A 25,911-nucleotide genomic window follows, 5' to 3' on the forward strand; every position below is an offset into this window, starting at 1 on the left:
CCGTCAGTCGCGCATCGACGTCGTAGAGAACATCGACGACATTTCCGAAACGGCGAAGGGCAAATTCCGAAGCTTCGGCGAGCACTGGTACTCCGAAGATCACCCAGTCGTCGAAGCGGGAGGCAAGCTCGAGATAGTCGGCAGCCGAGGTCGAACCAGCGCACAGCACCTCGAAGTCGAACCAGACAACACCGTCTCGAATCGCCGAGCACTCCAATGTGCGTGTGCCTATCGTCAATTCGACACTTTCGCCCGAAGGCCACGTAATTCCCGAGCCGACGAGGAATTCCCCTGTCGCAAAACGGTAGTCTCCGGCACCTGGCTGACCCGCCGTCCGATAGTCGACGGAGCCACCCAATTCGATCACCTCGAGAGTCCGCTCGATCAACTCGATCGACGGAACGAACTGCTCGTGAAAAAGCGGATTCGGAAGAAGATCGGTCGGCGGGACATTGGACGTGACAACAACAGTCACACCTTTCGCGACGATTGTGTCGAGAACCCTTGCCATGAACATGGCGTCGGCGACGTCGTCGATGTGGAACTCGTCGAAACAGAGCACGCGGATTCCGTCGACGACGTGGTCCAGCGCCGCGCCCATCGACCCGAGTTCGTGCGCCCGAGAGTGCAGATCTGCAAAGAACCGATGAAAGTGAATGCGCCGCTTGCCGACTCGGATGCTCTCGTAGAACTCGTCCATGAGCATCGTCTTACCGCGGCCGACGCTACCCCAGAGGTAGATCCCTCCGCCGGCCTCACCGCCCGAGATTCGGGCCCGCAGTGCATCGAGGGCTTCATGTGCCGCCAACTGCTCTTCGTCCAGTAACATGAGGCTCCTCTACATCTGTAGAGTCGAGGCTAGTGACCGAGGGCAAATCGAGTCAATGTGACCCTCACGACGCACCATCTGCAGCATGCAACTCCGGGAGCATGCAACATCGACAGCAAGGAACGACATGAAGCCCGATCGCAGAGCCCTCATTGCGGCGTCCGCCGTTACGATCATCGCCGAGCAGGGCCCGCGTGCACTCACCCACCGGGCGGTTGATCAGTCCCTGGAACTTCCTGCCGGTTCGACGTCGTACTATTTCCGCACTCGCGAGTCACTTCTCGAAGCAACCGCATTGCACATCGTGCACCGGTCACGTTCGACTTTCGACGAACTCCGCGAGAGGCCCAGCGATCCTGCTGCCCTGACGGCCGAGTATCTCGACGATCTTCTCTCGCACCGCAGACACGAATTGATCGCGCGCTATGCACTACTCGTGGAAACTCCCCGAGATTCGGCATTGCACCAACTCCTCGAAGGCAGCGTGTTTTCGTTCGAGAAGGCAAGACCCGTCTTCGAAACCGTTGGCGTTGACGACCCTGACGTCTCCGCCGCAAATTTCCTGAGCCTGCTGGAGGGCTTGATCTTCGACTATTGTCTCGGATCACGTAGCCGGGACCCTCACTCCAGCGAGACCGTTCGGCAACTTCGGATCCCGATCGACATCTACCTTCGCGGAGTGGGGGTCATCTGAAAGACCTCGGTCAGCAGAGGCTTCCGGTACAGGGTTGTCGACCAGAGAACAGCGCCGCGACAAAGGGAGTGCTGTCTGGAACCGAAGCCGGGACGGTTCCCAGATGATCAGTGGGATAGGTATGGAATGCAAAATCCACACCGTTGGCAGCGAGGTCGGCCGCGAACTTCAGTGTCAGCGGTGCCGGAACATCGATGTCCGACAACCCCTGACCGATGAAGAACGGGCGGTCGTATCCTGCGGTCGGCACAGTGAGCAGTTCACGCGCAGCCTCCATGAATACTGGATTGTCCAGCGACTTCGTCAGCGCCTGCCCGAGTGTGACGGTTCCGTACTTCGTGCGCGCCTCGGTGTAGCACAGGTTGTTCTCGACGTCGTCGAGGATGGTCTTGCCGAGCGGGGTCAGATACGAGTCGATGTCGATGTCCGGCCGCGAAGCACGCAGTCCGTCAAGAACGTTCGCGATGTAGACCGTCGTACCCTTGAGCGGAAGCGCCGGGAAAGCCGGACCACCGAGCGGTAGAAGATTTTCGATGTTCGAGGGGACACCAGTGGCGACAGCGCCGCGGTAGTCCAACTCCGGCGCGTAATCAGTGGCAAGCGAAGCGGTGAACATAGTCGCCTGCCCACCCTGCGACTGTCCCATCGCAACCCATTCGCTCGACAGGTCGTCGTCGACCGCACGAGCGGCACGCACCATGTCCACAACGCTGTGTGCAGCGGAACGACCGTCGAGATACGGGTGAACACCAGGTGTTCCGAGCCCCACGTAGTCGGTCGTCACCACCGCGTATCCCTGCTCCAGCCAGTGACCCAGATGTGTCGCAGTCCGTTCGAGTGGAACACTGCTGCTCGGCGCACACCGATCCGCGACACCCACCGTTCCGTGCGCATAGGAGATGACCGGCCAACCACCCTCGGGCGGAGATCCCTCTGGGCGATACACCACACCGGTACTCGTCATCGGCGCATCCTTCGGGCCCGTCGACCAGTACGTCACCTTTGTTGCGCTCACGGCACCCGGGATCACCCGATCGGGACCGAGTAACTCCCGACTCACGACAGCACCCGGAGCATCATTCGGTTCCGCTCCAGCCGGCGCCGCAACTGTCAACGCCACCAATGCACTCGCACTCAGCCCGACGAGCGTCCTACCCAGTCGCTTACTCACGTACTTCTCCTACGATTGCGGTGACGGTGCATCTGTGGTGATCGGCCCCACATCAGCCGATCGAGTTCAGACCATAGAACAGCCTTACCAATTGGTCAACCTAGATTCCCACTCCGCATCTACCGTCGTGACACGCCTGCTCGGGTAGGGTGGCGGTGTTCGATACGTGCAGGTCCCAGCGAGATCAGGAGGCCGAAAGGCTCTCTCATGTCAGCACCTGATCTCCCGACCTTCTCTGCTTCGCAGCAGAAGTCGGTGGCCGCGATTCTCCGAGCAGCAGGTTGCGTATTCGCCGAAGACGAGGCTCGCCTACTTCTTCACACCGCACGCTCTCTCGATGAACTCGACGCGATGGTCGACCGACGAGTTGCCGGCGAACCACTCGAACCTGTCCTCGGATGGGTCGAGTTCTGCGGCTTGCGTATTCACATCGACTCTGGAGTCTTCGTCCCACGCCGGCGCACCGAGTTCCTCGCCCGGCAGGCCTGCTCACTCGTCGTCTCGGGAAGCGTCGTCGTCGACATGTGTTGTGGCTCAGGAGCTGTCGGTACCGTCCTGCAGTCGACGCTCGATGCCGTCGATTTGTACGCGGTAGATGTGGAACCAGCCGCGGTGCGGTGCGCTCGCCGAAACATCACACCGCCCGAGCGCGTACTCGAAGGCGATCTCTTCGAACCACTACCAACGGAATTACTCGGTCGCGTGGATGTCGTCGTTGCCAATGCACCTTACGTCCCCACCGATTCGATCAGGCTGATGCCGCCCGAAGCCCGTCTTCACGAACCGCTGGTCTCGTTGGACGGCGGCACCGACGGACTGGACCTGCAGCGACGCATCATCGCGGACGCTGCGCCGTGGCTACGACCGGGTGGCTGTCTTCTCGTCGAGACGAGTACGGAGCAGGTCGAAATGACTGTTGAAACATTCACTCGGGGAGGTTTTCTCACTCGAGTGGCAACCTACAGTGAGACCGCCTCGACCGTGGTGATCGGTCAGTGTTGAAGGCGATCGGATCCTGGCGTGGACCACTCCCGAGCGCGGGCGGCAAAGCCGTCGACAAAAAGCCCGAACGCACGATCGACGCGGGCCCGGTCCCCAGTGGCCAGAAGATCCATCGACAGACCCCGCATTTGCGAGAGCAACAGAGTAGCGACAGAGGCAACATCGTCCTCGGGGCAACCCGCTTGTCGTAGACCGGCTTCCAGTGCCTCGATCCAATCGCCTACAAAACGGTCCAGGAACCGTCCGTAGCGTTCGCGGTCGCCGAGCGCGAGGGCGTAAATCTCGACCATCACTCGGAACCGCGGCAGGACCTCCGGCGTCGTACGTTCGGTCCACCACGCGGTCAGCACTGCCGCCGGATCGACCCCCGGTTTCATCGGAACCGCAATCGGAATGGACTCACCACGCATGTTCTCGATGACCTCGGAGAGCAGGTTCTCCTTGCTCTCGAAATGGTTGAGCAACGACGCATGCGACACACCTACGGCCTTGGCGAGCTGCCTCACCGTCAGTTCCCCGACACCGTTGTCGATGACGTAGCGGGTCAGCGCGTCGAGCAACTCCTCACGTCGCCCGGCGTATCTCAGGCTGCGTTTGTCGATGCGTTCGGGCTCCGGCACATACCCACCCTACCGGCCGGAATCACCAGGTCAGCGGCTGACTGCCTTCTGATACCGACGAATAGCGAACGGCACGAAGACGATCAGCAAACCGAAAGTCCACAACAGCGACGCGATGACCGGATTCTGCAGTGGCCACGCATCCGGAACCGTCATCGCAGGATTGGTATTGCCGAACAGTTCACGCACCGCCTGAGTCACCGCCGACACCGGATTCCATTCGGCGATCACTTTGAGCGGGCCGGGAAGATTGGTGGTCTCGACAAAAGTGTTCGCGATGAACGACAGCGGAAAGATGACGATGAAACTCGCGTTGTTGAACACTTCCGGCGTGCGGATCCAAAGCCCGACGACAGCCATGACCCATGACAATGCGTACGCGAAGAACAGAAGCAGCGCATAACCGGCCACCGCCTCGAGGAAGCTGGAATGGATGCGCCACCCCACCAGAAGACCGGTCAACGACATGACCACCAAGCTGATGACGTTGATCAACACGTCACTCGATGTTCGGCCGGTCAGCACGGCAGACGGAGCCATGGGCAGCGATCGAAATCTGTCGATGATTCCTTTCTGAATGTCTTCGACCATCCCCAAACCAGTCCAGGTAGCACCGAATATGACCGTCTGCGTGAAGATTCCGGCGATCAGGAACTCTCGATACGACGTGCCCGGGACGGAGATCGCGCTGCCGAACACGTATGCGAACAAGAGCACGAACATGATCGGCGACAAAGTGGTGAACACCAGCAGATCCGGAACGCGCTTGATCTTGATCAAGTTTCGCCTGGCGATGGTCAAACCGTCTTCGAGCGCCATCTGCACGGTCATTTCTGATCCTCCAGTTCAGCCTGGTGCCCGGTCAGTGTGAGAAAGACATCGTCGAGAGTGGGCCGGCGCAGACCGACGTCGAACACCCGAATGCCTCGTGCCGACAGGAGATTCAGCGCTGCGACCAACGCATCGGTACCGTCGTCGACAGGAACGGTGACGCGACGGACATTCTCCTGAACCTGAATATCCCCCACGGCAAGCGAGCGCAATTCCTCTCGGACGATGTCGAGATGCTCGACCTCGTGCACACTCAGTTCGATGCGCTCACCCCCGACCCGCGCCTTCAGTTGATCTGCAGTACCGCGCGCGATGACCGAGCCGCGGTCGATGACGGCGATCTGGTCGGCCAACCTCTCGGCTTCCTCCATGTATTGCGTCGTGAGCAACAGCGTGGTCCCCTGCGCCACCAACCCTTCGATGACATCCCAGAGGCCGAGTCGCGCACGAGGATCGAGGCCGGTGGTCGGCTCGTCCAGAAACAACACCTGCGGCCGAGCAACCAATGCGCCGGCCAGATCGAGACGTCGCCGCATTCCGCCGGAATAGCCCTTGACCGGCCGATCTCCAGCCTCGACGAGATCGAACTGCTCGAGCAATTCACGCGCTCGGGCCTTACTACTTCGGGCACCGAGGTGATACAGCCTCCCGACCATGTCCAAGTTCTCATAGCCCGTCAGGTACTCGTCGACCGCGGCATACTGACCCGAAGCACCGATCTTGGACCGCAACGCCCGCGCATCCTCGACCACGTCCAGTCCGGCAACCTTGGCGCGTCCACCGTCCGGAATGAGCAGCGTCGTGAATATCCTTACCGCAGTGGTTTTTCCGGCGCCGTTGGGACCCAATAGAGCCATCACCGAACCCTCGCGCACTTCCAGGTCGATGCCGTCCAATGCCGTGACGTCGCCGTACTTCTTGACCAGCCCCTCGGCCACAATCGCTTCGGTCATGAGCCCTCCCGCATCGGTAATCCGTCGGTAGTCCGTTCCCCAGTGTGACCCAGGAGGCCGACACATTCCAGGATTTTTCGTCAGTTGCCCGGCTGCAATCACCTCCCTGGTTTCGCCGGTGCCTTTCGGCCACGAGGTACGGAACAGACCACACGTCCCAGTCCTGTCCAATACAGCCGATAAATTTCACCGACCTTTCGACGGATATATACCGGAAAGAAAAACCCGAAATTCTTGAACAAAGACCGCTTTCAGGTATTCATGATGAACGCGGCAGCGTTACACTCGTACAGCAAGTGACACTCGGGCCGGTGACGGTTGACTTATGGTGTCGAATCTCGAATTACAAATCAGACAGAGGCCGAAAAGAATTGAATCACCGATTCAGCGCACGCGGGGAAGACTCACACTTCGGGGGATCGAGAAAGGCTGACTGTGCCATGAGTATCAGAACTCGATACATCCGAACTCCGTGGATCCGAAAAACGGCGAAATATTCCTTCGAGACCATCTGCTTCACCCTGGCCGTGATTGTCGCGGCCGCACTGATCGCCGCGTACAACACACAACCACGCTCCGCGCCGACGTACACGCCGGCCTCGTTCTCGGCTAATCCTGAATCTGCAGCGCTGCCCTTCGACATTCCACCCAAGTCAGCACTGAACGGAAAGTTGGTTTTCGCTCACTACTTCCCGCCCTATCCGGTTTCGATCGACAATGCGAATCCGTCTGGCGATTACTATGCGACACAATATCTTACGGTCAACGGCGAGAACAACAAACACGTTCGCTACGGAGGATTCCTCCGCGATCGGCCGACACCGCGGCAACCCATCGCCGATACGCAGTGGCGCCAACGCGACCTCGAAAACGAAGTTCGTTCGGCAATCGCCGCGGGCATCGACGGATTCTCCGTCGACATCATCGCCAAGGCAACCGACACCAGTTGGTGGGGTTCCACCGTGCCCACCGCCCTGATCAAAGCGGCCGCAGCAGTCGATCCGAATTTCAAGATCATGCTCATGCCTGATATGAACGGCGCGTTCAAAAACATGACCGCAGCTCAAATGGCAGCAGAGATGAAACCGTATTCGACCATGGCATCATCGTTCAAATTGAACGACGGACGGCTCGTGATATCTCCATTCCTTGCCGAAAACAAGACTGCGGGCTGGTGGTCGGAGTTCATCACTCTTATGAAGAATTCTTACGGCATAAATGTGGCATTTGTTCCGGTTTTCCTCGACGCTGCAGCCAACCGGAATTCTTTTGCATCGATCAGCTACGGGATGTCGAATTGGGGTAATCGAAATCCGGCAGGAAATCCGCTCTCGGGATCGAACCCGAACTCTCCGATGGGACTTGCCGCTGCCGCTCACTCCTTGGGAAAGATATGGATGCAACCAGTCGCCTTCCAAGATGTTCGTCCAAGTCAGTCGATCTACGACGAGGCACAGAATTCACAGAATCTGCAGAACATGTGGCAGATTGCGATTGCGTCCAACAGCGAATGGGTACAGCTCGTCACCTGGAACGACTACAGCGAGGGAACGTCGTTCGCGCCCAGCGTCGGCCATGGGCGTGCGTTGCTCGACATGAGTTCCTACGGGTTGTACAGCTTTCGCACCGGCGCCTCACCCGCGATTGTTCGCGACACCGCGTATCTCATCTACCGCAATCAGTCGGCCTCCGCGGTCCCCGTCAATCGCTCTGCTGCCCCTATGACACTGCGCCAATGGTCATCCCCCGCTCGAGATACCGTCGAAGTCCTTTCCTTCTTGACGGCGCCGGCGGTCGTCAAAGTGACGGTGGGAACCACGACAACCACCTGCAATGCCCCGGCCGGGATGAGCAGCTGCATAGCACCGTTGAAAGTAGGTTCGATCAAGGCTTCTGTCGTTCGCGGCACTACCGAGGTGTCCCGGGTGAGTTCGCACGCTGCGGTAACGGCCACCCCGTACAACCAGAATCTCGAGTACCTGGTTGATTCCAGTCGAAGATAACGGTGACGACGAAGATCGGGTGAGTCCGTCGACTCACCCGATCTTCGTTGCGCCATCGGTTTGAGCTGCAATTGGTAACTCGGGCAGCGATACCGCCCCCGTCCGCTCCACCTTCACTGCCAACGTCACCGCGGCGGCCAGTGCTGATACGCCCGCTCCGATCCAGTACAAAACCGCGAACGAATGCAGGGTCGGCACAGCGCTCGCACCGATCACCACCGTTGAACTGGCCAATACCGCTGCCGCAACGGCGCTTCCGGTGGAGGTACCGACCGAACGGAGCAGGCTGTTGAATCCGTTGGCCGAGGCAGTCTGATGGATCGGCGCAGATTCGGTGATCAGAGTCGGCATGGCCGCCAGCGAAAATGCCACGCCGGCCGATACCACGGCAGCGCCGATCACGATATTGACCAACGTCGGCGCCAACAGCACACGCAAGACATATCCGATTGCAATGACGATCGCACCCGACGCCAACGTAGCCTTCGCTCCCCATCGCCTCGTCACTTTGGACGACACCGGCGCCAATCCGATCATCAGGACTCCGCCCGGCATCATCGCCAGTCCGGCTTCGGCAGCCGAGAGTCCGAGACCGTCCGCCGACGCCACGGGCAACTGAAGTTCCTGCGTTGCCGCCAACGCGCTGATGAACATGGCAAAACCGAGTAATACTGCGCAGACGTTCGAAACCAGAATCGGAGCGCGAAGGGAAGTCCGCAGATCGACCAGCGGTGCCGGCGTGTGCAGTTCCCACGGAATCCATCCACAGAGCAAGACCACGCCGGACGCGATCAGAACCAGAACCTCGGGGCTTGCCCAGCCCCATTCGGTTCCTTTCGAAACGGCCAGCAGCAGTGCAGTCATAGCGAGCGTGAGGACTGTGGCTCCCAGAAAGTCGAAGCGTCCGCGACTCTTCACAGTCGATTCCGGCACCACCAGCGGCAAGACGACTATCAGTACGACCCCGAATCCACCGGTGACCCAGAAAAGCGCGGGTAGTCCCCAGTGCGCCGAGATCACCCCAGCCATCGGCATACCGAACATGCCACCGATCCCCAACGTCGCACTCATGAGAGCTACTGCACCACTGAGCTTTTCCGGAGGAAGGACATCGCGCATGATGCTGATTCCGACGGGCAGAAGTGCCGTCGCGAACCCCTGCAACGAGCGCCCGAGGATCAGTAACCAGAAACTCTGGCTGAGCGCAGCAACCATGCAGCCGACGATCATCACGGCAAGACAGACGAGCATCATCGCGCGCTTGCCGAACATGTCGGCGAGTCTGCCGATGAGAGGGGTTGCGACGGCACCGGTCAGCAACGTCGAGGTCACCAGCCAGGAAGCGGTGGACGACGATACTCCCGATGCCGTCGCGAACGCAGGCAGGACCGGCACCACCAAGGTCTGTTGCAGCGCGACCACCACACCGCTCAGACTCAGGACGCCGACGACCCACCCGGTCCGCGCTTTCGCGCGAACAGTCTTGTCCGTCAAGCGTTCGAGCGAGCGGCTACTCCGGCGTCGACAGGAACCACGATGCCACTCATGTGGGCACTCGCGTCGGCGGCGAGGAACAGGACTACTCGCGTGATCTCGAAGGGATCCAGCCAACCGACCGGCTGCGCATGCAGAGTCGCGTACACGGGTTCGACGTCGTCTGCCGTCGGCGATTCGAGGTCAGGCCGCATCATTGCGTACATCATGTCGTTGTGAATCATCGGCGTCGAGATGTTTCCCGGTGCAATAGCATTCACGGTCACACCCGAGTTGGCCAGTTCGAGCGACACACTCTTCGTCAAACCGATGACGCCCCATTTGGAGGCGCCGTACGCCGCCATCTGGGTGCCACCTGATCGACCCATCATCGAGGAAATCGTGATGATGCGACCGTAACCACGTTCCGCCATTCCACCTGACACGGCCGCAACGGTGTTGAACACACCGGTCAGGTTCGACGAGATGACTTCGTTCCACTGTGCCGACGTCATCGACGTGATCGGAGCGGGCACGGACACACCGGCATTCGCGACGGCGATGTCGACACGGCCGAACTCGGCTTCAGCGCGGGCAACGAGCGCGTCCATTGCTTCGCGATCAGCAGTGTCCGCCTTGACGGCAATGCACCGACGACCGGTGGCTTCCACCAAACGAACGGTTTCCTTCAGATCCTCCTCGTTTGCGAGGGGGTAGGCGACGACATCACTGTTCTCGCACCGGTCGCAGATCACGATGTCCGCGCCACGCTCCGCGAATGCGACAGCGTGGGCGCGCCCCTGACCGCGCGCGGCGCCGGTGATCAGTGCAACTTTTCCTTCGAAGCTGCCTTCGAGGCTGTTCATGCCGTCTCCTAGTTCGTTGTATGCAAGCGTGCGCTGTACTGCATGCGTACTCCGAACCGGCCCGAAAGAAACAGTCGATCCCGGACAGCGGGAATCCAGCCGATCACTGGTAAACGGCGGTCTCGAATTCCAGGTATCCGTTGATGGATCCAGCGTCCGCGAACGGCAGAATCTGCGTTGCCCAGAACCCGCCGACGCCGGTCTGCCTGTCGATCCAGTAATAGAGGTTGGCAAGACCCGCCCAAGCCAGCGATCCGGCCGGCCTACCGGTGGGTGCCACCTCTTCATTTGTCATGAAGGAGTATGCCCATCCCTTGGGTACACCGGGGAAGAATTCCGCATCGTTGGACAGCGTCGGGAGAACTCCGGGCAACAACCCCACGTGCTGGCCTTCGAGCCCGTTCTGAACGGCTGCAGCTACCGTCTCCGGCGACAACACGCGACCGGATGTGCCCGCGCCGTCGTTGAGCCACATACGAATGAACTTCGTGTAGTCGCCGACAGTGCCGTGCAAACCGTGACCACCCATGTGCACCTCGGGTTCGGCCGGAAGCTCGAATCCGATGAGCGGAGTGAGGCTTCCGTCGCCCTCGCGCTGATGAATCGGCGCAAGTCGATCCTTCATCGACGGGCTCATCGTGAATGCCGTATCGGCCATCTCGAGAGGTTCGAAGATGCGCTGACGCATGACATCGCCGAGTCGCTGACCTCGAATCGACTCGACGACCTGTCCGGCCCAGTCGATGTTGGTGCCGTACTCCCATTTCTCACCCGGGTCGAAGAGCAGCGGTGTCGTGAGCGCCGCTTTGCTACACGTGATCACGCTGGGCTGCCCATGTTCCTGCGAGAGCCGGTTGTACGACTCGTTGAAGAAGTCGTAGCCGAACCCTGCAGTGTGAAGGAGCAGCATGCGAGTGGTGATGTCACGCTTGGGTTCCCGAAGAACGGGGTTTCCGCCGGCGTCGAAACCGTCCAGGACCTTCAGCTCACCGATGTCGGGAACATAGGTCGCTGCAGGTGCATCGAGATCGAGCAATCCCTCATCCACACATTGCAGGACAGCGGTACCGGTGATCGCCTTGGTGGTGGAGAAGAGCGCAAAGGTTGTATCGAGGGTCATCGGAACGCCGGAACCGAGAGTCCGCTCGCCCGCAGCACCCTCGTAGATGTTGCCTTCTCGATCCGTGATCATCGCGACCACACCCGGGACGCGATCAGCCCCCTGAGTTGCTCGCGCCAGCACGTCGTCGAGGCGCTGCTTCGAAAGGGGCTTCCGCGCAATATCTTCGATCGTCACTGCATTTCTCCATCCGACTTGCAACTTGTCTTGTCGAACAGAATGTAACGGCGATCACACACCTGGCTCTGCCTCGAAACGGCAGGAAAACTGTCTCGTTTCGGCAGAACCGGGCAGAGTCTGGAGTCAGCTCTGGGGCGCTCCGATATTCACCAGCCAGGAAATACCGAATTTGTCTGTACAGGCGCCGAATTCGTCGCCCCACATCTGCTTCTCGAGCGGAACGCTGACCGTACCTGTTCCCGACAGTTGCTCCCAGTACCCGCGCAGCACATCGCCGTCGTCGCCGCTGAGGCTGACCGTGATGTTGTCGCCGGGGTTGTACGGCATGCCGGGCGGAGTGTCAGCACCCATCAGGGTGTATCCCTGATCGGTCTCGAGCATTCCGTGCATGATCTTGTCCCCGCCTTCGCCGGGATTGCCGAATTCACCGAACGTGCTCAGCGCCAGCGTGCCACCGAAAATGCCCTTGTAGAACTCCAACGCTTCACGCGCGTCACCGTTGAAACTGATGTACGGATTGAGTCGAGTTGCCATGACGTACTCCTAGCTCGTGGGATTGCTGTCACGTTCGATTTCAATCCTTGCAGAACGCTCCGACACGAAACAACGGATCATCGCAGTTCATCGAGTGCGTAAACCGATCGTCATGACCGTTCAAACAACTGTCCTCAGAGTGGGTTCCGAGTCTCGGAAGGCAACTCTCCGAACCGTTTCCGGTAGGCGGCCGCAAACATGCCCAGATTGACGTAGCCCCAGGCGTTTGCGATTTCGGAGACGGTTCTCCCATCGGAACGCAACAGTTCGCTGCGTACCCCCTCCAGTCGACGCGCGCGCAATCGTTGCCCCGGCGTGGTGTCTCGGTACCGTCGAAATCCCGCAGTGAGCGCTCGGACACTGACGCCCACCGCAGCCGCGATCTCGGACGCCGTCGGCACCGAGCGCGCGAAGGTATCGATGTACTCCTCCGCCGATCGCACGTATGCCGGTTCGGCGGAGGCGACGTCGGCGCCGAGTTGCAAACCGGCCTGCGTCGCCCACTCGTCGAGAAGCTGAGCCGTGATGAGTTCTTGAACCCTGGCGCCCAGCCTTTCACTCGAGATCGCGTCAGGCGACTCTGCAATCGCGCGAACGACGTAGTCCATCAATGCGAGCCAACTCGAGCCACGCCCGCCGATGGTGCACTTGTGCCGCCACAGACGATCGTCGGGAACCGCCCCGTACCACTGCTGGGCGTGGTCGGCGACAAGCTGATGCGGCACAGTGAGATTCAGCTGCAGATGATCCGCGTCGAATTCGACGAAATAGTCGGTCCGACTACAGTCGGCGACAAAAGTCTCCCCCACGGCAGTATTTGCCGCAGCTCCCCGACCAAGGGTATGTCGGCCGTTGCCTCTGATCGTCGTCAGAACCAGAATGTTTCCGGCCTCGGGAGAACATTCACCGACAGAGACCGGAATGCCGTAGCAGAATCGGGTGACGTCGATCTTGCCCACCGCCGCCGAGTACATGTCCGAAGCCGGCTTCAACCGACTTCCTATCGGCGTGACCGTATACGGCATGTAGATGTTGTCGGACCATTCCTTGATGCGGTCCCAGTCCCGAGAAAAGGCCTGGTGATGCTGCATAGTGGGCCGGCCGGCCGCGTCGATGAGCAAGGCATCCTCGAACATGGTTCGAGTATCGCACCAGGGCCCGGGAAGGTCACGAAAAGTGAGCTGACGCGGTCTATGGCTGTACGGCGGCAGATCGTGTTGCAGCAAAAAGCAGCGAATCCACCGCGGTCCCCCGGATCACCATGTGTGCCCTCATCCGCCCCTCCTCCACCATTCCGATTTTGGTGAGCACCGACGCCGACGCCGAGTTCTCCGGACGACACGTTGCCTGCACGCGCTGTGCTCCAAGGCGAGCGAAGGCGAGTCCCAGGACCGCGCTCCCTGCCTCGGATGCATAACCTCGTCCTTGGGACTTCGGGTTCACGACAAAACCGAGTTCCGCCCGCCGGTGCGCGGCGGATACTTCCCACACAGCTACGGAACCGATGACCGTTCCATCAGCCTTCGACGTGATGGCCAGGGTGAACGTGCGACGTTCGACGAGCTCAGCTTCGAGTGCCGCGTCAGCCAGGAATGCCCTGGTCACCGCGGGGGTGTTCGGCCCCCAATCAACATATCTACAGACGGCAGGGTCGGACGCGTACCGATGGACGGCATCTTCATCCGCGGCAGTGAAATCTCGAAGAACAAGGCGTTCCGTAGTCAACGTGAACATCCAGCGATCCTAGAGCTAGCCCAAAAGCACCCCTTGACTCGAACGCATGTTCGAGTATTCTCTGAGTAGGGGATCGGGGGATTCAATGAGTGTCTATCTGTCGGACGTGGTTTCGGGTTCTGCGGTGGGGTTGCGCGGACGCCTGTGGCAGTTGTCTGCTTCTGAGTTGCGTGCGGCTGCGGTGTCGGCGAGTGCGGAGATTCTGCGGCTCGAGGCCGTTCGTGTGGCGGTGGTGGACGAACTCTCGATGCGCCCGGATGATCAGGTGATCGCCAGCCGCGGGGTGGGGTGCTGGTTGGCGGCGAACACGATGCTGCAGGTTCGGGACGGGAAGAAGATCGCCGCGTTGGGTGCGGCGCTACGCCCGTTTCCGGCAGTGGCTGCCAGATTCGATGACGGGGACTGCTCGTTCGAGCATGCCGTGTTGATCGTGGCGTTCTGCGAGTCACCGCCGAAGGGGATGCCGGAGGAAGCGCTCCCTCGCTGTATCGACTTGTTGTTGGCTGCCGCGTCCGGGGTGGAGGCGACGACCACGAAAGTACGGAACGTCATCGCGACCTTGGAGCGCATTTTCGAATCGGATGAGATTCCGCCCGCCGAAGATGTGGATCGCAACGAGCTCCGGATCGCGTCGACGTTGAACGGCCGGGTGGTGGTGCGCGGCGATTTCGATGCTCTCACCGGCGAAATGCTGCTCTCCGCCCTGTCGAATCTGACGATTCCCACCCCGGCACCCGATGGAACCCCCGATGCCCGGTCGGCGGCGAAGCGGACCGCGGACGGGTTCACCGAACTGATCCGGCGTTACCTGGACTGCGCGAAGACCGGTAACGATGGTGGCCAGCGGCCGCACGTGAACGTGCACATCAACGCCCGTGATCTCGCGGAGCACCGGGACTGCGCCGCCGCGCCCGCTGCTCCTGATGGTGGAGCGGCTGTGTCGGATATCGATGTCGGGCACATGCCCTGGCTCGGACCACTATCCGTATCGCAGACCAGACTCCTCGGGTGCGACTGTTTCCTCTCGACCGTGCTGCTCGACGATCACGGCGCGCCGCTCGATGCGAAACCCGGGAAACGGTTGGTCACCGCGGAGCAGCGAGTGGCGTTGATCGCCCGCGACAAAGGCTGCGCCTTCCCCGGCTGCACATGCGTGCCCGCCTGGACGGATGCGCACCACATCCGGCACTGGGCCAACGGCGGCCCGACGGTGATGAACAACCTTGTCCTACTGTGCCGTTCACATCATCGATTGATGCACCGAAAAACCGGATTCGTCGGGAAATGGGAAATCCGGATCGGGGTCGACAACAAACCGTGGTTCATCCCACCACCCTCGATCGACCCGCAGCGGCATCCGCGGCCGGCGAACACCACCTTCAAAACCTGAGGTAGTACTCCTCGGGCACAACAGAACACGGGCCAGCACCGCATCGAAGGAGACCTCGATGCGGTGCCAACAGGCCGTGACGCTTGATGAAGCTGTGCTCACAACGATCAGCGAGTCAGCACAAGCCCTGATGTCGGAACGCCCGTTCCTGCAGTCACCAGTACATTCTCGACGGAGTCGACCTGGTTTACCGAAGTACCGCGGATCTGCCGAACTCCCTCGGCGATACCGTTCATCCCGTGGATGTATGCCTCACCGAGCTGTCCACCATGGGTGTTGATCGGAAGCTTGCCTCCGAGTTCGATTGCGCCACCAGCGATGAAGTCCTTGGCCTCTCCCCTACCGCAGAAACCGAGTTCCTCGAGCTGCATCAGAACATAGGGCGTGAAGTGGTCGTAGAAGATCGCCGTCTGCATGTCCGACGGGCGCAGCCCACTTTGTGACCAGAGTTGATCGCCGACAAGGCCCATCTCCGGTAGGCCGGTCAAACCGTCGCGGTAATAGCTGGTCATGATGTATTGATCTGCCCCGCTGCCCTGTGCTGCGGCAGCGATAACGGCAGGGGTGTTCTTCAGATCTTTGGCTCGTTCTGGCGAGGTGACGACGATGGCGATGCCGCCGTCGGATTCCTGGCAGCAATCGAGGAGATGCAAAGGTTCAGCGATGAATCGCGAGTTCTGATGGTCCTCGAGGGTGATCGGTTTTCCGTAGAAGAACGCCTTCGGATTGGTGGCTGCATGCTTACGGTCCGCGACGGCGATTCGACCGAAGTCCTCGCTGGACGCTCCGTATACGTGCATGTATCGCTGCGCGACCATCGCGACAAACGATGCGGGAGTACCCAATCCGTGAGGATAGGAAAAGGCGTTGTCCGTTCCCGACGAATTGACCTGCGCCACAAGACCGGAGTTCACCTGCCCGAAACGCGCACCCGATCGCTCGTTGAATGCGCGATAAGCAACGACGACGTCTGCGACGCCAGTGGCAACCGCCATGGCCGCTTGCTGAATCGTCGCCGCAGCGGCACCGCCACCGTAGTGAATACGACTGAAGAACTTGAGGTTCGGGATACCCACCGAACGAGCCACTGCCACTTCGGTGTTGGTGTCCATGGTGAACGAGGTAAGACCGTCGACGTCGGCGGGTGTCAGACCGGCGTCGTCCAACGCGGCTTGAACAGCCTCGGCGGCCAGTCGCAGTTCACTGCGACCGGAGTCCTTCGAGAAATCCGTGGCTCCGATTCCGACGATCGCAGCCTTGCCGGACAATGCGCTCATTCAATGTCTCCGTTTTCAATGTCTCCATTCGAGCCCGACGCCGGAAATGCCAGTGTGACCTGCGCAGTGATGTGATCTCCCAGACTGTTCTTACCGACCACCGCGAGCGAAACGAGATCCTCGTCGTAGGAGGTCACCGTGCCGGAGAGCGTCAAAGTGTCGTAGGCGTACCACGGGACCCCGAGGCGCAGCTTGATCGACGTGAGTACTGCCCGCGGTCCTGCCCAGTCGGTCACGAATCGCTGCACCAGGCCGGTGTCCGTGAGGATGTTGACAAAAATGTCTTTCGAGCCGCGCTTCTGTGCGAGATCACGGTCGTGGTGAACATCTTGAAAGTCGCGGGTAGCGAGCGCTGCCGAGACCACAAACGTCGGGTCGCCGTAAATCGAGAGCTGCGGAAGAACCTCTCCCACAGTGATATCCGTCGTCAAAGTCATCGTCACTCCTTCCCCGCAGAAACCGCAGAAACCGCAGAAACCCCAACCGGTTGCCAGGCGTACAAAGTCCAGGGAGTTCCCCCGGTCTCGTCGTCTCCGGGGAAGTCGAGGTAGATCGCCTCCACCTCCATTCCGATCGACACACTCGAGGGATCGACGCCGCGCAATTCGCCGAGCATTCGCACACCCTCAGGCAGTTCGACCAGGGCAACGACGAACGGCAACGACCGACCAGGAACCTTGGGCGCGTGGTGAACGACAAAACTGAAGACCGTTCCCCGCCCTGACGCGACCACGTAGTCGGTCTGCTCCGACTTGTCCTTCCAGATCGCGGGCACGGGTGGGTGCTGCACCGAACCATCCGCACGCAGTTGAATACGCAACTCGTGTGCGGCGACACCGTCCCAGAAGAACTGTGTGTCGAGAGACGCCGTCGGGCGCAGCATCCGAGATGCGTCCAGGTCCGCAGGTACGTCAGTGGAGGGGCGCTCACTTACCGGCGGCGCGAACTTCAAGATCCGGAACATCATCTCCGAGACCAGTTCTTCGCCGACCCGCCAGAAGCTACGGGTAGTGAAGAACCACCCTTCACCAAGACCTGTCTTCTTCGGTCCCACTACGTCTTCCAACACCGAGGAGATGGTGACTTCTTCACCCGGCTTCAAATAGCGGTGGTAGATCTGATCGCAGTTGGTCGCGACGACGGACGTGAATCCGGCCTCGTCGAGAATGTCCGTCATCCGGCCCAACGGATCGTCGGCTTCTCGAATTGCCCCCAGACCGCGCATCGTCCATACCTGCGCCATCGCCGGCGGCGCGACTATTCCGTCGTGTCCGGCGGCGCGGGCGGCCGATTCGTCGACGTAGATCGGGTTCTCGTCACCGATCGCCTCGACCCAGTTGCGGATCATCGGCAAGTTCACGGGGTCCCGGCCGGCGCGAGGAGCGCTTGGCCCGTCCTCTCGAACCCGCTCGGCAGCAGTGAGAATGGGATCTGACACGATTTGTTTCCTATCTCGGAACGCGGGGAAGCTTCAGGCCGGCGGTAGCGATCAATTCGCGCATCACCTCGTTGACTCCACCGCCGAAGGTGATCACCAGGTTGCGCTTGATCTGCATGTCCAGCCACTCCATGAGATCAGCCGTTTCGGGATCGATCGGATTTCCGTACCGTCCGACGATCTCTTCCGCGAGTCGACCGACTCGCTGGATGCGTTCGGTCGCAAATACTTTGGTTGCCGAAGCGTCGGCAATGTCCACCGACTCCGAATCACTCGATGCCACTTGCCAGTTGAGCAGTTCGTTGAGGCGATACGTCGCGTGAATCTCACCGAGCGCGCGTCGTACGTCAACGTGATCAAGCAGGTTTTCACGCTTGGCCCAATCGAAGACGTGGTCGTAAATCCCTGCGACACGACCTGCCGGACCGAGCATGACGCGTTCGTGGTTGAGCTGCGTCGTGATCAGGCGCCAACCCTGATTCTCTTCACCCACAAGCATGTTCGCCGGAACGCGAACGTCCTCGTAGTAGGTGGCATTGACGTGATGCGCACCGTCGCAAGTGATGATCGGGGTCCAGGTGTAGCCGGGATCTTTGGTGTCCATGATCAGGATGGAGATGCCGCGGTGCCGTGAATCGGCAGATCCGGTCCGCACGGCGAGCCACACGTAATCGGCGTCATGCCCGCCGGTGGTGAAAATCTTCTGGCCGTTGACGACGTACTCGTCACCATTTCGTGTCGCCGAAGTACGCAGGGCTGCAAGGTCGGTGCCGGCTTCCGGTTCGGTGTAGCCGATCGCGAAGTGCACTTCACCGGCGAGGATCGCGGGCAGGAATTTCTGCTTCTGCTCCTCGCTGCCGTACTTCTGCAGAGTCGGACCGACGGTCTGCAACGTCACCGAAGGCAGTGGGACATCCGCCCGCACAGCCTCGTTGACAAAAATCTGCTGCTCGACTTCACCGAACCCACGTCCGCCGTACTCCACCGGCCAGCCGACGCCGAGCCAACCGTCCTTGCCCATACGACGGATGACCTCACGATAGGTAGGGCCATGCCGCTCCACACGCATGATCTTGGCCTCCTCGGGCGAGATCAGCGTCGAGAAGTAGCGTCGAAGTTCAGCTTGCAATGCGCGCTGACTGTCGGTCAGATCGATGAACACCGGGCCCCCACGAGGTCGAGTCGCTGCGAAGCGCCGCCGAGCAGGCGCGCCAAGTCTTTTGCAGTCGAGTAGTAACGATGAAGCGGATACGTGACGTCGACGCCCAGACCGCCGTGCAGGTGGTGAAGCACCTGCATTGTGGCGGGTACTTCCTGGGCGATCCAGTACGCCATGACGTCGAGGTCCGACTGAGCATCCAGGCCCTCCGACACGCGCCAGGACGCCGACAACGCCGCGACGTGAAGAGTCCGCGAGGTGACATAGGCGTCGGCGATCTGCTGTGAGACCGCCTGGAACGTGGCGAGCGGCTTGCCGAATTGCTCGCGTGAGCCGACATGTGCCGCAGTGAGATCGACGGCACCGGACACCAAACCGTCTGCAACGGCTCCGATACTCGCCGTGGCGATCCGGTACAGCGTCTGGACGGCTTCCTCGCCGGCACCGAGAAGTTCACCGACTGCCTCGTCCATCGTGACTGCGAACTCCGGACTGCCGGACGCACTGGGTGTCGGCGTCAATGCGACGCCGGCGGCGGTCGGATCGACGAGCACGACTCCGGCGTCGGTTGGCACAAGAATTCTGTGTGCGCTCGCCGCGAAAGGCACGGCAAGCACCGTCCCGCTGACGCGATACCAGTCGCCCGACTGATGGGCGGTCGTCGACGGCTGCGCCGGGAACTGCTGACCCGGCTCACCGAGCGCCGCGGTGAACACCCGTCCGGCGCTGACTCCGGTGAGCAATTCGTCCTGCTGAGCGTCGGTCCCCAGAGCGACTATGGGGAGTACGCCGAAGCCGAGGGTTGCGAGGGCTGGAATGGGAGCGGCGGCCCGGCCGACCTCGACGAGAAGAGAACCGACGTCGGTGACCGAGAGGCCCTCGCCGCCCAGACGCTCGGGCAGTGCCAACGTGAGCAGGTCGGCTTCGGCGAATGCCGCCCAGAGCGCGTCCGGCTCCAGTTCGCGGGCAAGGAGCGCGGTAGCCACCTCGGCTACCGCTTCCTGGGTTTCATCGGGAGTGAAGTCCACGCTGGCAATCCTGTCTCTGATGTAGAACGTGTTCTAGTTGTATCACCAACGTGGACATTTCTAAAGGCCTCTACTCACGCCGTCTAATCACGGGGCAGGCCCAGAATTCTCTCCGCGGCGACGGTCAACAGAATCTGCGTGGTTCCGCCGGCAATCGACAGGCATCGCGTGTTGAGGAACTCACGCGAGAGCGGACCCTCCACCCATCCGGCTGGGCCACCCAATTCCATGGCGAACTCTGCGACATTCTGACGCTGGCGCACGCCCACCAGCTTGCGGACGCTCGACGCCGGGCCCGGATCCTGACCATCCAATTGCCGCAGTGTCGTGCGCAATTCCAGCAACGAGCCCACCATGGCGGTTCCGATCAGCCCACCGAGCTTGTCTGCAACCACAGGATCGGGATCGCCCGCCAGCTCGAGCAATTCCTCCATCGCACCGCCGAGCGAAGAGCCCCCGCTCATCGCGACTCGCTCGTTGGCGAGGGTTGTTCGGGCCAGTTTCCAGCCTCCACCGAGCTGGCCGACGACGCAGTCGTCCGGCACGAAGACGTCGTCGAGGAAGACTTCGTTGAACAGAGCATCGCCGGTGATCTCACGCAGCGGCGAGATCCGAATCCCGGCCGTCTTCATGTCGAGAAGGAAGTACGTGATGCCCTTGTGCTTGGGAACCTCGCGATCGGTTCTGGCGAGGCAGATAGCCCAGTCAGCTTCACGTGCAAGCGAAGTCCAGACTTTCTGTCCGTTCAGCTTCCAACCGCCGTCGACCTTCTCCGCGGTCGTACGCAGCGCGGCAAGGTCCGAACCTGCGCCAGGTTCACTGAAGAGCTGACACCAGGTGATCTCACCCTTGAGCGTCGGTGTCGCAAATCTTTCGATCTGCTCCGCACTGCCGTGCTCGAGGATGGTGGGAACTGCCCACCACCCGATCACGAGATCGGGTCGGCCGATACCGACGGCTGCCAACTCTTCTTCGATCAAAATCTGTTGCGCGGCCTTGGCGCCCCGGCCGTACGGCTTAGGCCAGTGCGGCGCAAGGTAGCCCGATTCGGCCAACGCGTTGCGCTGTTCGGATTCAGGCAGCGCCACCAATTGCGCTACCTCTTCGCGAATGTCGGACCGGTCGGATTCCAGCTCACTCAAGTCGATCTGAAGGTGACGCCGTGCGCCGCCGATCGTCAATTCAGCGACGCGTGCGCGCCAGCGGGACGATCCGCCCAGAATCTGCCGGAGCGACAGTGCTCGGCGAAGGTAGAAGTGCGCCTCGTGCTCCCAGGTGAATCCGATGCCGCCGAGCACTTGAATGCAGTCTTTCGCCGTGTCGACAGCGGCGTCCAGAGACACCGCGGCCGCCACCGCCGCCGCGATCGGAAGTTCGTCGCCCGACTCGGCAGCGACCGCACCATCCCAGGCGACAGCTCCGGCATTTTCCACTCGGCACAGCATTTCGGCACAGATATGTTTGATCGCCTGGAACGAACCGATGGGCTTTCCGAATTGTTCGCGAATCTTCGCGTACTCCACCGCAGTACGCAGACTCCACGCCGCAATTCCGGCAGCTTCGGCAGCCCCAAGTACCGCCGCTAGGTCGGAAACCGATCCTGGCGCAATGTCATCGAGGATTCGGTCGGCGTCGACCGTCACTCGGTCGAAGGAGACTCGCGCCAGTGGTCGCGACTTGTCGATCGTGTCGACCGCTTCGTAGGTCACACCTTCGCTGTCTCCGTCGACGAGAGCCCAGACGACACGCGAGCCTTCACCTTCCGACACCACGCCCGCCGACACGAGGACCGATACGCCCGAGTCTCCACCCCAGGCGTAACCTCCTTCGCCATGAAGCTCGATGCCGCCGGACGCATTCACCGTTGCCGCAACTGGACTTTCGTCCAATACGACGGCACACGGCAACGCACCGTCGGCGAGCATTTCGGACCAGCGCTTGGCAGCGGGCGACGAACTACGCCCAACCACCAGAGCTGCAAGCGCAGTCGTGAGAACAGGACCCGGCACGAGTTCGATTGCCGCCTGCTCGAGCATTGCTGCGAGATCGACGATTTCGGCTCCGGCTCCGCCTACCGATTCAGGAACGGCGACCGAAAATATCCCGAGAGACGCGAACTCGGACCATTTCTCCCGCCACGAAACTGCTGGTCCACGGCGTACCATGTCCATCGGCGTGGCCGAGCGAGCCCAGGCCTCTATCGATTCCTGGACCGCCCGCTGTTCATCGGTCGTGGCGATTGTCACAACTGGTTCCCGCCTCTCGATAAGTGACACAATTGTTTAGAACGTGTTCTAATATGACACCTGGCCAAGAGTCAAGGCGCGAAGGAATTTGTCGATGACCACAACATCCCGATCCCGCTCCAACGCGGTTGCTTCTGCAACGCTCGGGGACGACGATCTCAGCTCCAACGCGCAACGTGAACGCCGCAAGCGGATTCTCGACGCAACCCTCGCCCTGGCGTCCAAGGGTGGCTACGAGGCTGTCCAGATGCGCGCCGTGGCCGAGCGCGCCGACGTCGCAGTCGGAACGCTCTATCGCTACTTCCCGTCCAAGGTTCACCTGTTGGTGTCCGCTCTGGCACGCGAATTCGAGAAGATCGATTCCAAGGGCAAGATCCCACCTGGAACCAGCCCGCTCGAGCGGATGCAGCTGATCCTCAGCCTCATCACCCGCGCGATGCAGCGCGATCCGCTCCTCACCGAAGCCATGACTCGCGCGTTCATGTTCGCCGACGCCTCCGCAGCGGCAGAGGTCGATCAGGTGGGCCAGTTGATGGACCGCCTCTTCGCACGAGCGATGACCGAAGAGGAGCCGACCGAAGAGCAGTTGGCAATCGCGCGCGTGATCTCCGATGTGTGGCTGTCCAATTTGGTGGCCTGGCTCACGCGACGTTCTTCGGCTACCGATGTCGCCAATCGACTGGAATTGACGGTTGAACTGCTGCTCGGTGACGGAACTCGGAAACCCGAATAGACATCCTTTGTCGCATCTGTCATTTTTGCACTGATCTGGCAGAAACGTATCGAGCCAGGAGTCGCTGCATCACCTAGATTTGAAGAGGTGAGCGCACAAGATCTGTCCATCGAACTCCGCCGAGCGCTGTCGGGCGTGGCACGCACGCCGCGTCTGCTCGTAGCCTCCGACTACGACGGGACGATGGCACCCATCGTCGCCAACCCGGACAAGGCGTATCCCCGCGCGGAAACGGTGCGTGCGCTCCGCTCCCTCGCCAGCCTGGCGTCGACGACTGCTGCCGTGATCTCGGGCCGCGCCCTCAAGGATCTGGCGGCGCTGTCCCGGCTTCCCGCCGAAGTGCAATTGGTCGGCAGCCACGGCTCCGAGTTCGACATCGGATTCGTTCACGCGATCGACGCCGACGCCAGGAAACTGCTCGACGAGATCGTCACCGAGTTAGGCCGAATTGCCGCCGATACCCCCGGCGCAACTGTGGAGAAGAAGCCCGCCAGCGTCGCCTTGCACGTACGCAACACGAGCGCCGACGACGCCGAGAAGGCGCTCATCGCCGTTCGCACCGAATCGGCCCTCTGGCCGGGTGTTCAGGTCACCGAGGGTAAGTCGGTGGTCGAGTTGGCGGTCATCGCCACCGACAAGGGCCACGCACTCGACTTGATCCGCCATCAGGACGGCGCTACCGCTGCCGTCTTCATCGGGGACGACGTGACCGACGAAAAGGCGTTCAGCAGGCTGCAGGGGCCGGACATCGGAATCAAGGTCGGCAGCGGGGACACCGTCGCCGACCATCGCGTCGACAGCACCGAGGATGTCGCTGCTGCTCTGGCGTTCCTGCTCGACGAGCGCCGTACGTGGCTTTCCGGTGCCGACGCTCCGCCCATCGAGCGACTCTCGATGCTCGCCAGTCCGCGGACCGTCGCTTTGGTGACCCCGGATGCGACGCTGACCTGGTTGTGTCACCCGGAACCGGATTCCGCGGCGGTCTTCGCGCACCTTCTCGGCGGAACCGGGGCCGGCCACTTCTCGGTCGGGCCTCGCCGCACAGCGTTGCCACTGAGCCAGAAGTACATCGACAGCACGATGACCGTTCAGACCCGCTGGGCGAGCCTGTCCGTCACCGACTACCTCCCGCACGACGTCCCGCAGGGACGAACCGACCTGACCCGCATCATTTCCGGTCAGGCCGACGCGATCGTCTCGTTTGCACCCCGTCCCGAGTTCGGCCAGGGTCAGGTCACGCTCGAGGTCGTCGACGAGGGCATTCGGGTCCTCGGCACCAACGAGCCGTACGTGCTCCGCTCCCCTGGTGTGCTGTGGAACATCGCCACCGACGGAAACCAGCAGACTGCCCACGCCATCGTCGAGCCGTCCAAGGGTGACGTCGTACTCGAATTGCGCTGTGGAACAGAAGAACTCGGCCCTTCCGAAGTTCCGGAACTCGAGCGTCGAGCGACCTCGGAGGCATACTGGTCCGATTGGGCCAAGACGCTCGAACTGCCGAAGCTGAAGCCGGACTTGATGAAACGCTCGGCGCTGACCTTGCGCGGGCTGGTTCATGCCGATTCCGGTTCCATCATGGCCGCCGCCACAACATCCCTGCCGGAAGAGATCGGCGGAGTCCGCAACTGGGACTACCGCTACTGCTGGTTACGCGACGCCGCCCTCACCGCAACAGCTCTCGTGAGCGTCGGATCCACCGATGAAGCCGAGAACTACCTCGACTGGGTCCACCGCGTGCTCGAAACGCTGCCGGGACCCGAGCGCCTGCACCCCCTCTACACGCTCTACGGGACTTCGCTACCGCCAGAGGCCGTCATCGATTCACTTCCCGGATACGCCGGCTCCAGGCCGGTCCGCGTCGGAAACGCCGCGAATCAGCAGGTTCAACTGGACGTGTTCGGCCCGATCGTCGAGCTGATCGTCGAACTGGCGAATGCACGCGAAAAGGCCGGTGCCCCCGATCCTTTGAGTGACCGCGACTGGGAACTGGTGTGCGCCATGGTCGAAGCAGTGCAGCGGCGCTGGTTCGAACCGGACCACGGAATCTGGGAAATTCGCGACAACCCGCGCCACCACGTCTATTCCAAGGTGATGGGTTGGGTCACCGTCGACCGCGCCGTCGATCTTGCTACCCGCTTTTCTCGCGAGGCTCTGCCCGAGTGGGCGGAACTGCGTGACCAGATCGCCGACGAAGTGCGACACAAAGGCTGGAAGGACGACGTCCAGTCGTACACCGCGGCCTACGACGGTACCGATCTCGACGCCGCTACTCTGCACATCGGACTGTCGGGACTGATCGATCCGACGGATCCACGCTTTGCTGCAACCGTCGTAGCCACCGAAGCTGAACTACGCAGCGGCTCAACGGTATACCGATACCATCACGACGACGGTTTGCCCGGCATCGAAGGTGGGTTCCACCTCTGCGCCGCCTGGCTCGTCGAGGCCTACCTACTGATCGGACAACGCCTGCAAGCAGAGGCACTGTTCGATCAGTTGGTCGCGGCAGCGGGTCCCACCGGACTACTCGCGGAGGAGTACGACCCCATCGCGGAACGCTCGCTGGGCAACCATCCCCAGGCGTACAGCCATCTGGGATTGTTGCGGTGCGCGCAACTCCTGGCGTGAGC

General features: G+C 61.3%; 23 protein-coding genes. 6 read left to right on the plus strand and 17 right to left on the minus strand.

What is annotated here, in order from left to right; translation table 11 throughout:
- Positions 1-829: cell division protein ZapE (zapE, locus tag RE4_RS22940; RefSeq protein WP_060939409.1), on the minus strand; the 829-nt coding region annotated here is incomplete at its 3' end.
- A gap of 127 nt (positions 830-956) precedes the next feature.
- Here zapE and RE4_RS22945 point away from each other — a divergent pair.
- A complete protein-coding gene (locus tag RE4_RS22945) occupies positions 957-1,523 on the plus strand; it encodes a TetR/AcrR family transcriptional regulator (protein WP_060939410.1) in 567 nt (188 codons plus the stop codon).
- 10 nt (positions 1,524-1,533) lie between these two features.
- Here RE4_RS22945 and RE4_RS22950 read toward each other — a convergent pair whose 3' ends face one another.
- Complete coding sequence (locus RE4_RS22950; protein WP_060939411.1) at positions 1,534-2,694, minus strand: lipase family protein; 1,161 nt, start codon at positions 2,692-2,694, stop codon at positions 1,534-1,536.
- A gap of 207 nt (positions 2,695-2,901) precedes the next feature.
- Here RE4_RS22950 and RE4_RS22955 point away from each other — a divergent pair, with 207 nt between their 5' ends.
- A complete protein-coding gene (locus RE4_RS22955) occupies positions 2,902-3,696 on the plus strand; it encodes a putative protein N(5)-glutamine methyltransferase (RefSeq protein ID WP_060939412.1) in 795 nt (264 codons plus the stop codon).
- Here the strand turns inward: RE4_RS22955 and RE4_RS22960 are convergent.
- Genes RE4_RS22960 through RE4_RS22970 form a run of 3 tightly spaced genes read right to left on the minus strand, consistent with a single transcriptional unit; the run spans position 3,687 to position 6,100 of the window.
- Positions 3,687-4,316 carry a TetR/AcrR family transcriptional regulator gene (locus RE4_RS22960; RefSeq protein WP_021342839.1) on the minus strand — a complete coding sequence of 210 codons (630 nt, stop codon included), beginning with the start codon at positions 4,314-4,316 and terminating at the stop codon, positions 3,687-3,689. The genes RE4_RS22955 and RE4_RS22960 overlap by 10 nt on opposite strands.
- Positions 4,317-4,346: 30 nt before the next feature.
- Positions 4,347-5,147 (minus strand): ABC transporter permease, encoded by an 801-nt coding sequence (locus RE4_RS22965; RefSeq protein WP_003945537.1) that lies wholly within the window; start codon positions 5,145-5,147, stop codon positions 4,347-4,349.
- Positions 5,144-6,100: a daunorubicin resistance protein DrrA family ABC transporter ATP-binding protein gene (locus RE4_RS22970; RefSeq protein ID WP_003945489.1), complete on the minus strand. Its 957-nt coding sequence runs from the start codon at positions 6,098-6,100 to the stop codon at positions 5,144-5,146. The genes RE4_RS22965 and RE4_RS22970 overlap by 4 nt, the downstream gene beginning before the upstream one ends.
- A gap of 44 nt (positions 6,101-6,144) precedes the next feature.
- Between RE4_RS22970 and RE4_RS22975 the strand changes: the two genes are divergently transcribed.
- Positions 6,145-8,103, plus strand: a complete 1,959-nt coding sequence (locus tag RE4_RS22975; protein WP_238076916.1) for a glycoside hydrolase family 71 protein — start codon at positions 6,145-6,147, stop codon at positions 8,101-8,103.
- Positions 8,104-8,136: 33 nt separating this feature from the next.
- Here the strand turns inward: RE4_RS22975 and RE4_RS22980 are convergent, their stop codons facing one another.
- The 6 genes from RE4_RS22980 to RE4_RS23005 all read right to left on the minus strand — a co-directional run bounded on the left by RE4_RS22980 (position 8,137) and on the right by RE4_RS23005 (position 14,010).
- Positions 8,137-9,597 (minus strand): MFS transporter, encoded by a 1,461-nt coding sequence (locus RE4_RS22980; protein ID WP_060939414.1) that lies wholly within the window; start codon positions 9,595-9,597, stop codon positions 8,137-8,139.
- Positions 9,594-10,442 carry a mycofactocin-coupled SDR family oxidoreductase gene (locus RE4_RS22985; RefSeq protein WP_019746862.1) on the minus strand — a complete coding sequence of 283 codons (849 nt, stop codon included), beginning with the start codon at positions 10,440-10,442 and terminating at the stop codon, positions 9,594-9,596. Before RE4_RS22985 ends, RE4_RS22980 begins: the two co-directional genes overlap by 4 nt.
- Positions 10,443-10,545: 103 nt before the next feature.
- Positions 10,546-11,739, minus strand: coding sequence for a methyl acetate hydrolase AcmB (gene acmB, locus RE4_RS22990; protein WP_060939415.1), 1,194 nt, complete (start codon positions 11,737-11,739; stop codon positions 10,546-10,548).
- Positions 11,740-11,865: 126 nt separating this feature from the next.
- Positions 11,866-12,276 carry a VOC family protein gene (locus tag RE4_RS22995; protein WP_060939416.1) on the minus strand — a complete coding sequence of 137 codons (411 nt, stop codon included), beginning with the start codon at positions 12,274-12,276 and terminating at the stop codon, positions 11,866-11,868.
- 134 nt (positions 12,277-12,410) lie between these two features.
- Positions 12,411-13,412: an AraC family transcriptional regulator gene (locus tag RE4_RS23000; RefSeq protein WP_060939417.1), complete on the minus strand. Its 1,002-nt coding sequence runs from the start codon at positions 13,410-13,412 to the stop codon at positions 12,411-12,413.
- Between the two features lie 55 nt (positions 13,413-13,467).
- The gene (locus RE4_RS23005; RefSeq protein ID WP_060939418.1) at positions 13,468-14,010 is read right to left on the minus strand and encodes a GNAT family N-acetyltransferase; all 543 of its coding nucleotides are present in this window, start codon (positions 14,008-14,010) and stop codon (positions 13,468-13,470) included.
- An 85-nt stretch (positions 14,011-14,095) separates the two neighbouring features.
- Between RE4_RS23005 and RE4_RS23010 the strand changes: the two genes are divergently transcribed.
- Positions 14,096-15,400: an HNH endonuclease signature motif containing protein gene (locus tag RE4_RS23010; RefSeq protein WP_060939419.1), complete on the plus strand. Its 1,305-nt coding sequence runs from the start codon at positions 14,096-14,098 to the stop codon at positions 15,398-15,400.
- A 107-nt stretch (positions 15,401-15,507) separates the two neighbouring features.
- On the opposite strand, the gene RE4_RS23015 is transcribed toward RE4_RS23010, so the two are convergent.
- The 6 genes from RE4_RS23015 to RE4_RS23040 all read right to left on the minus strand — a co-directional run bounded on the left by RE4_RS23015 (position 15,508) and on the right by RE4_RS23040 (position 22,548).
- Positions 15,508-16,677, minus strand: a complete 1,170-nt coding sequence (locus tag RE4_RS23015) for a lipid-transfer protein (protein WP_019746856.1) — start codon at positions 16,675-16,677, stop codon at positions 15,508-15,510.
- On the minus strand, positions 16,674-17,114 hold the full coding sequence (locus RE4_RS23020) for a MaoC family dehydratase (protein ID WP_020968404.1): 441 nt from the start codon (positions 17,112-17,114) through the stop codon (positions 16,674-16,676). Before RE4_RS23020 ends, RE4_RS23015 begins: the two co-directional genes overlap by 4 nt.
- A gap of 2 nt (positions 17,115-17,116) precedes the next feature.
- Positions 17,117-18,118, minus strand: coding sequence for a bifunctional MaoC family dehydratase N-terminal/OB-fold nucleic acid binding domain-containing protein (locus RE4_RS23025; RefSeq protein WP_060939420.1), 1,002 nt, complete (start codon positions 18,116-18,118; stop codon positions 17,117-17,119).
- Positions 18,119-18,125: 7 nt separating this feature from the next.
- Entirely contained in the window at positions 18,126-19,277 is a 1,152-nt protein-coding gene (locus RE4_RS23030) for an acyl-CoA dehydrogenase family protein (RefSeq protein WP_020968402.1), read from the minus strand.
- The gene (locus tag RE4_RS23035) at positions 19,262-20,302 is read right to left on the minus strand and encodes an acyl-CoA dehydrogenase family protein (protein WP_020968401.1); all 1,041 of its coding nucleotides are present in this window, start codon (positions 20,300-20,302) and stop codon (positions 19,262-19,264) included. The genes RE4_RS23030 and RE4_RS23035 overlap by 16 nt, the downstream gene beginning before the upstream one ends.
- Positions 20,303-20,385: 83 nt before the next feature.
- A complete protein-coding gene (locus RE4_RS23040) occupies positions 20,386-22,548 on the minus strand; it encodes an acyl-CoA dehydrogenase family protein (RefSeq protein WP_060939421.1) in 2,163 nt (720 codons plus the stop codon).
- A gap of 94 nt (positions 22,549-22,642) precedes the next feature.
- On the opposite strand from RE4_RS23040, the gene kstR reads away from it, so the two are divergent.
- On the plus strand, positions 22,643-23,281 hold the full coding sequence (kstR, locus tag RE4_RS23045) for a cholesterol catabolism transcriptional regulator KstR (RefSeq protein ID WP_003945752.1): 639 nt from the start codon (positions 22,643-22,645) through the stop codon (positions 23,279-23,281).
- An 87-nt stretch (positions 23,282-23,368) separates the two neighbouring features.
- Complete coding sequence (gene otsB / locus RE4_RS23050) at positions 23,369-25,909, plus strand: trehalose-phosphatase (protein WP_060939422.1); 2,541 nt, start codon at positions 23,369-23,371, stop codon at positions 25,907-25,909.
- Positions 25,910-25,911: the final 2 nt, after the last annotated feature.

Source organism: Rhodococcus erythropolis NBRC 15567 (assembly GCF_001552595.1).
In the GTDB taxonomy this organism is placed as follows: Bacteria; Actinomycetota; Actinomycetes; order Mycobacteriales; family Mycobacteriaceae; genus Rhodococcus_F; species Rhodococcus_F erythropolis.

What these genes read in the sequence shown, in the direction of transcription:
- RE4_RS22945 (WP_060939410.1), top strand. Translation starts at nt 957, where the DNA reads ATGAAGCCCGATCGCAGAGCCCTCATTGCGGCGTCCGCCGTTACGATC.
- RE4_RS22955 (WP_060939412.1), top strand. Translation starts at nt 2,902, where the DNA reads ATGTCAGCACCTGATCTCCCGACCTTCTCTGCTTCGCAGCAGAAGTCG.
- RE4_RS22965 (WP_003945537.1), bottom strand. Translation starts at nt 5,147, where the DNA reads ATGACCGTGCAGATGGCGCTCGAAGACGGTTTGACCATCGCCAGGCGA.
- RE4_RS22970 (WP_003945489.1), bottom strand. Translation starts at nt 6,100, where the DNA reads ATGACCGAAGCGATTGTGGCCGAGGGGCTGGTCAAGAAGTACGGCGAC.
- RE4_RS22985 (WP_019746862.1), bottom strand. Translation starts at nt 10,442, where the DNA reads ATGAACAGCCTCGAAGGCAGCTTCGAAGGAAAAGTTGCACTGATCACC.
- RE4_RS22995 (WP_060939416.1), bottom strand. Translation starts at nt 12,276, where the DNA reads ATGGCAACTCGACTCAATCCGTACATCAGTTTCAACGGTGACGCGCGT.
- RE4_RS23000 (WP_060939417.1), bottom strand. Translation starts at nt 13,412, where the DNA reads ATGTTCGAGGATGCCTTGCTCATCGACGCGGCCGGCCGGCCCACTATG.
- RE4_RS23005 (WP_060939418.1), bottom strand. Translation starts at nt 14,010, where the DNA reads ATGTTCACGTTGACTACGGAACGCCTTGTTCTTCGAGATTTCACTGCC.
- RE4_RS23010 (WP_060939419.1), top strand. Translation starts at nt 14,096, where the DNA reads ATGAGTGTCTATCTGTCGGACGTGGTTTCGGGTTCTGCGGTGGGGTTG.
- RE4_RS23015 (WP_019746856.1), bottom strand. Translation starts at nt 16,677, where the DNA reads ATGAGCGCATTGTCCGGCAAGGCTGCGATCGTCGGAATCGGAGCCACG.
- RE4_RS23020 (WP_020968404.1), bottom strand. Translation starts at nt 17,114, where the DNA reads ATGACTTTGACGACGGATATCACTGTGGGAGAGGTTCTTCCGCAGCTC.
- kstR (WP_003945752.1), top strand. Translation starts at nt 22,643, where the DNA reads ATGACCACAACATCCCGATCCCGCTCCAACGCGGTTGCTTCTGCAACG.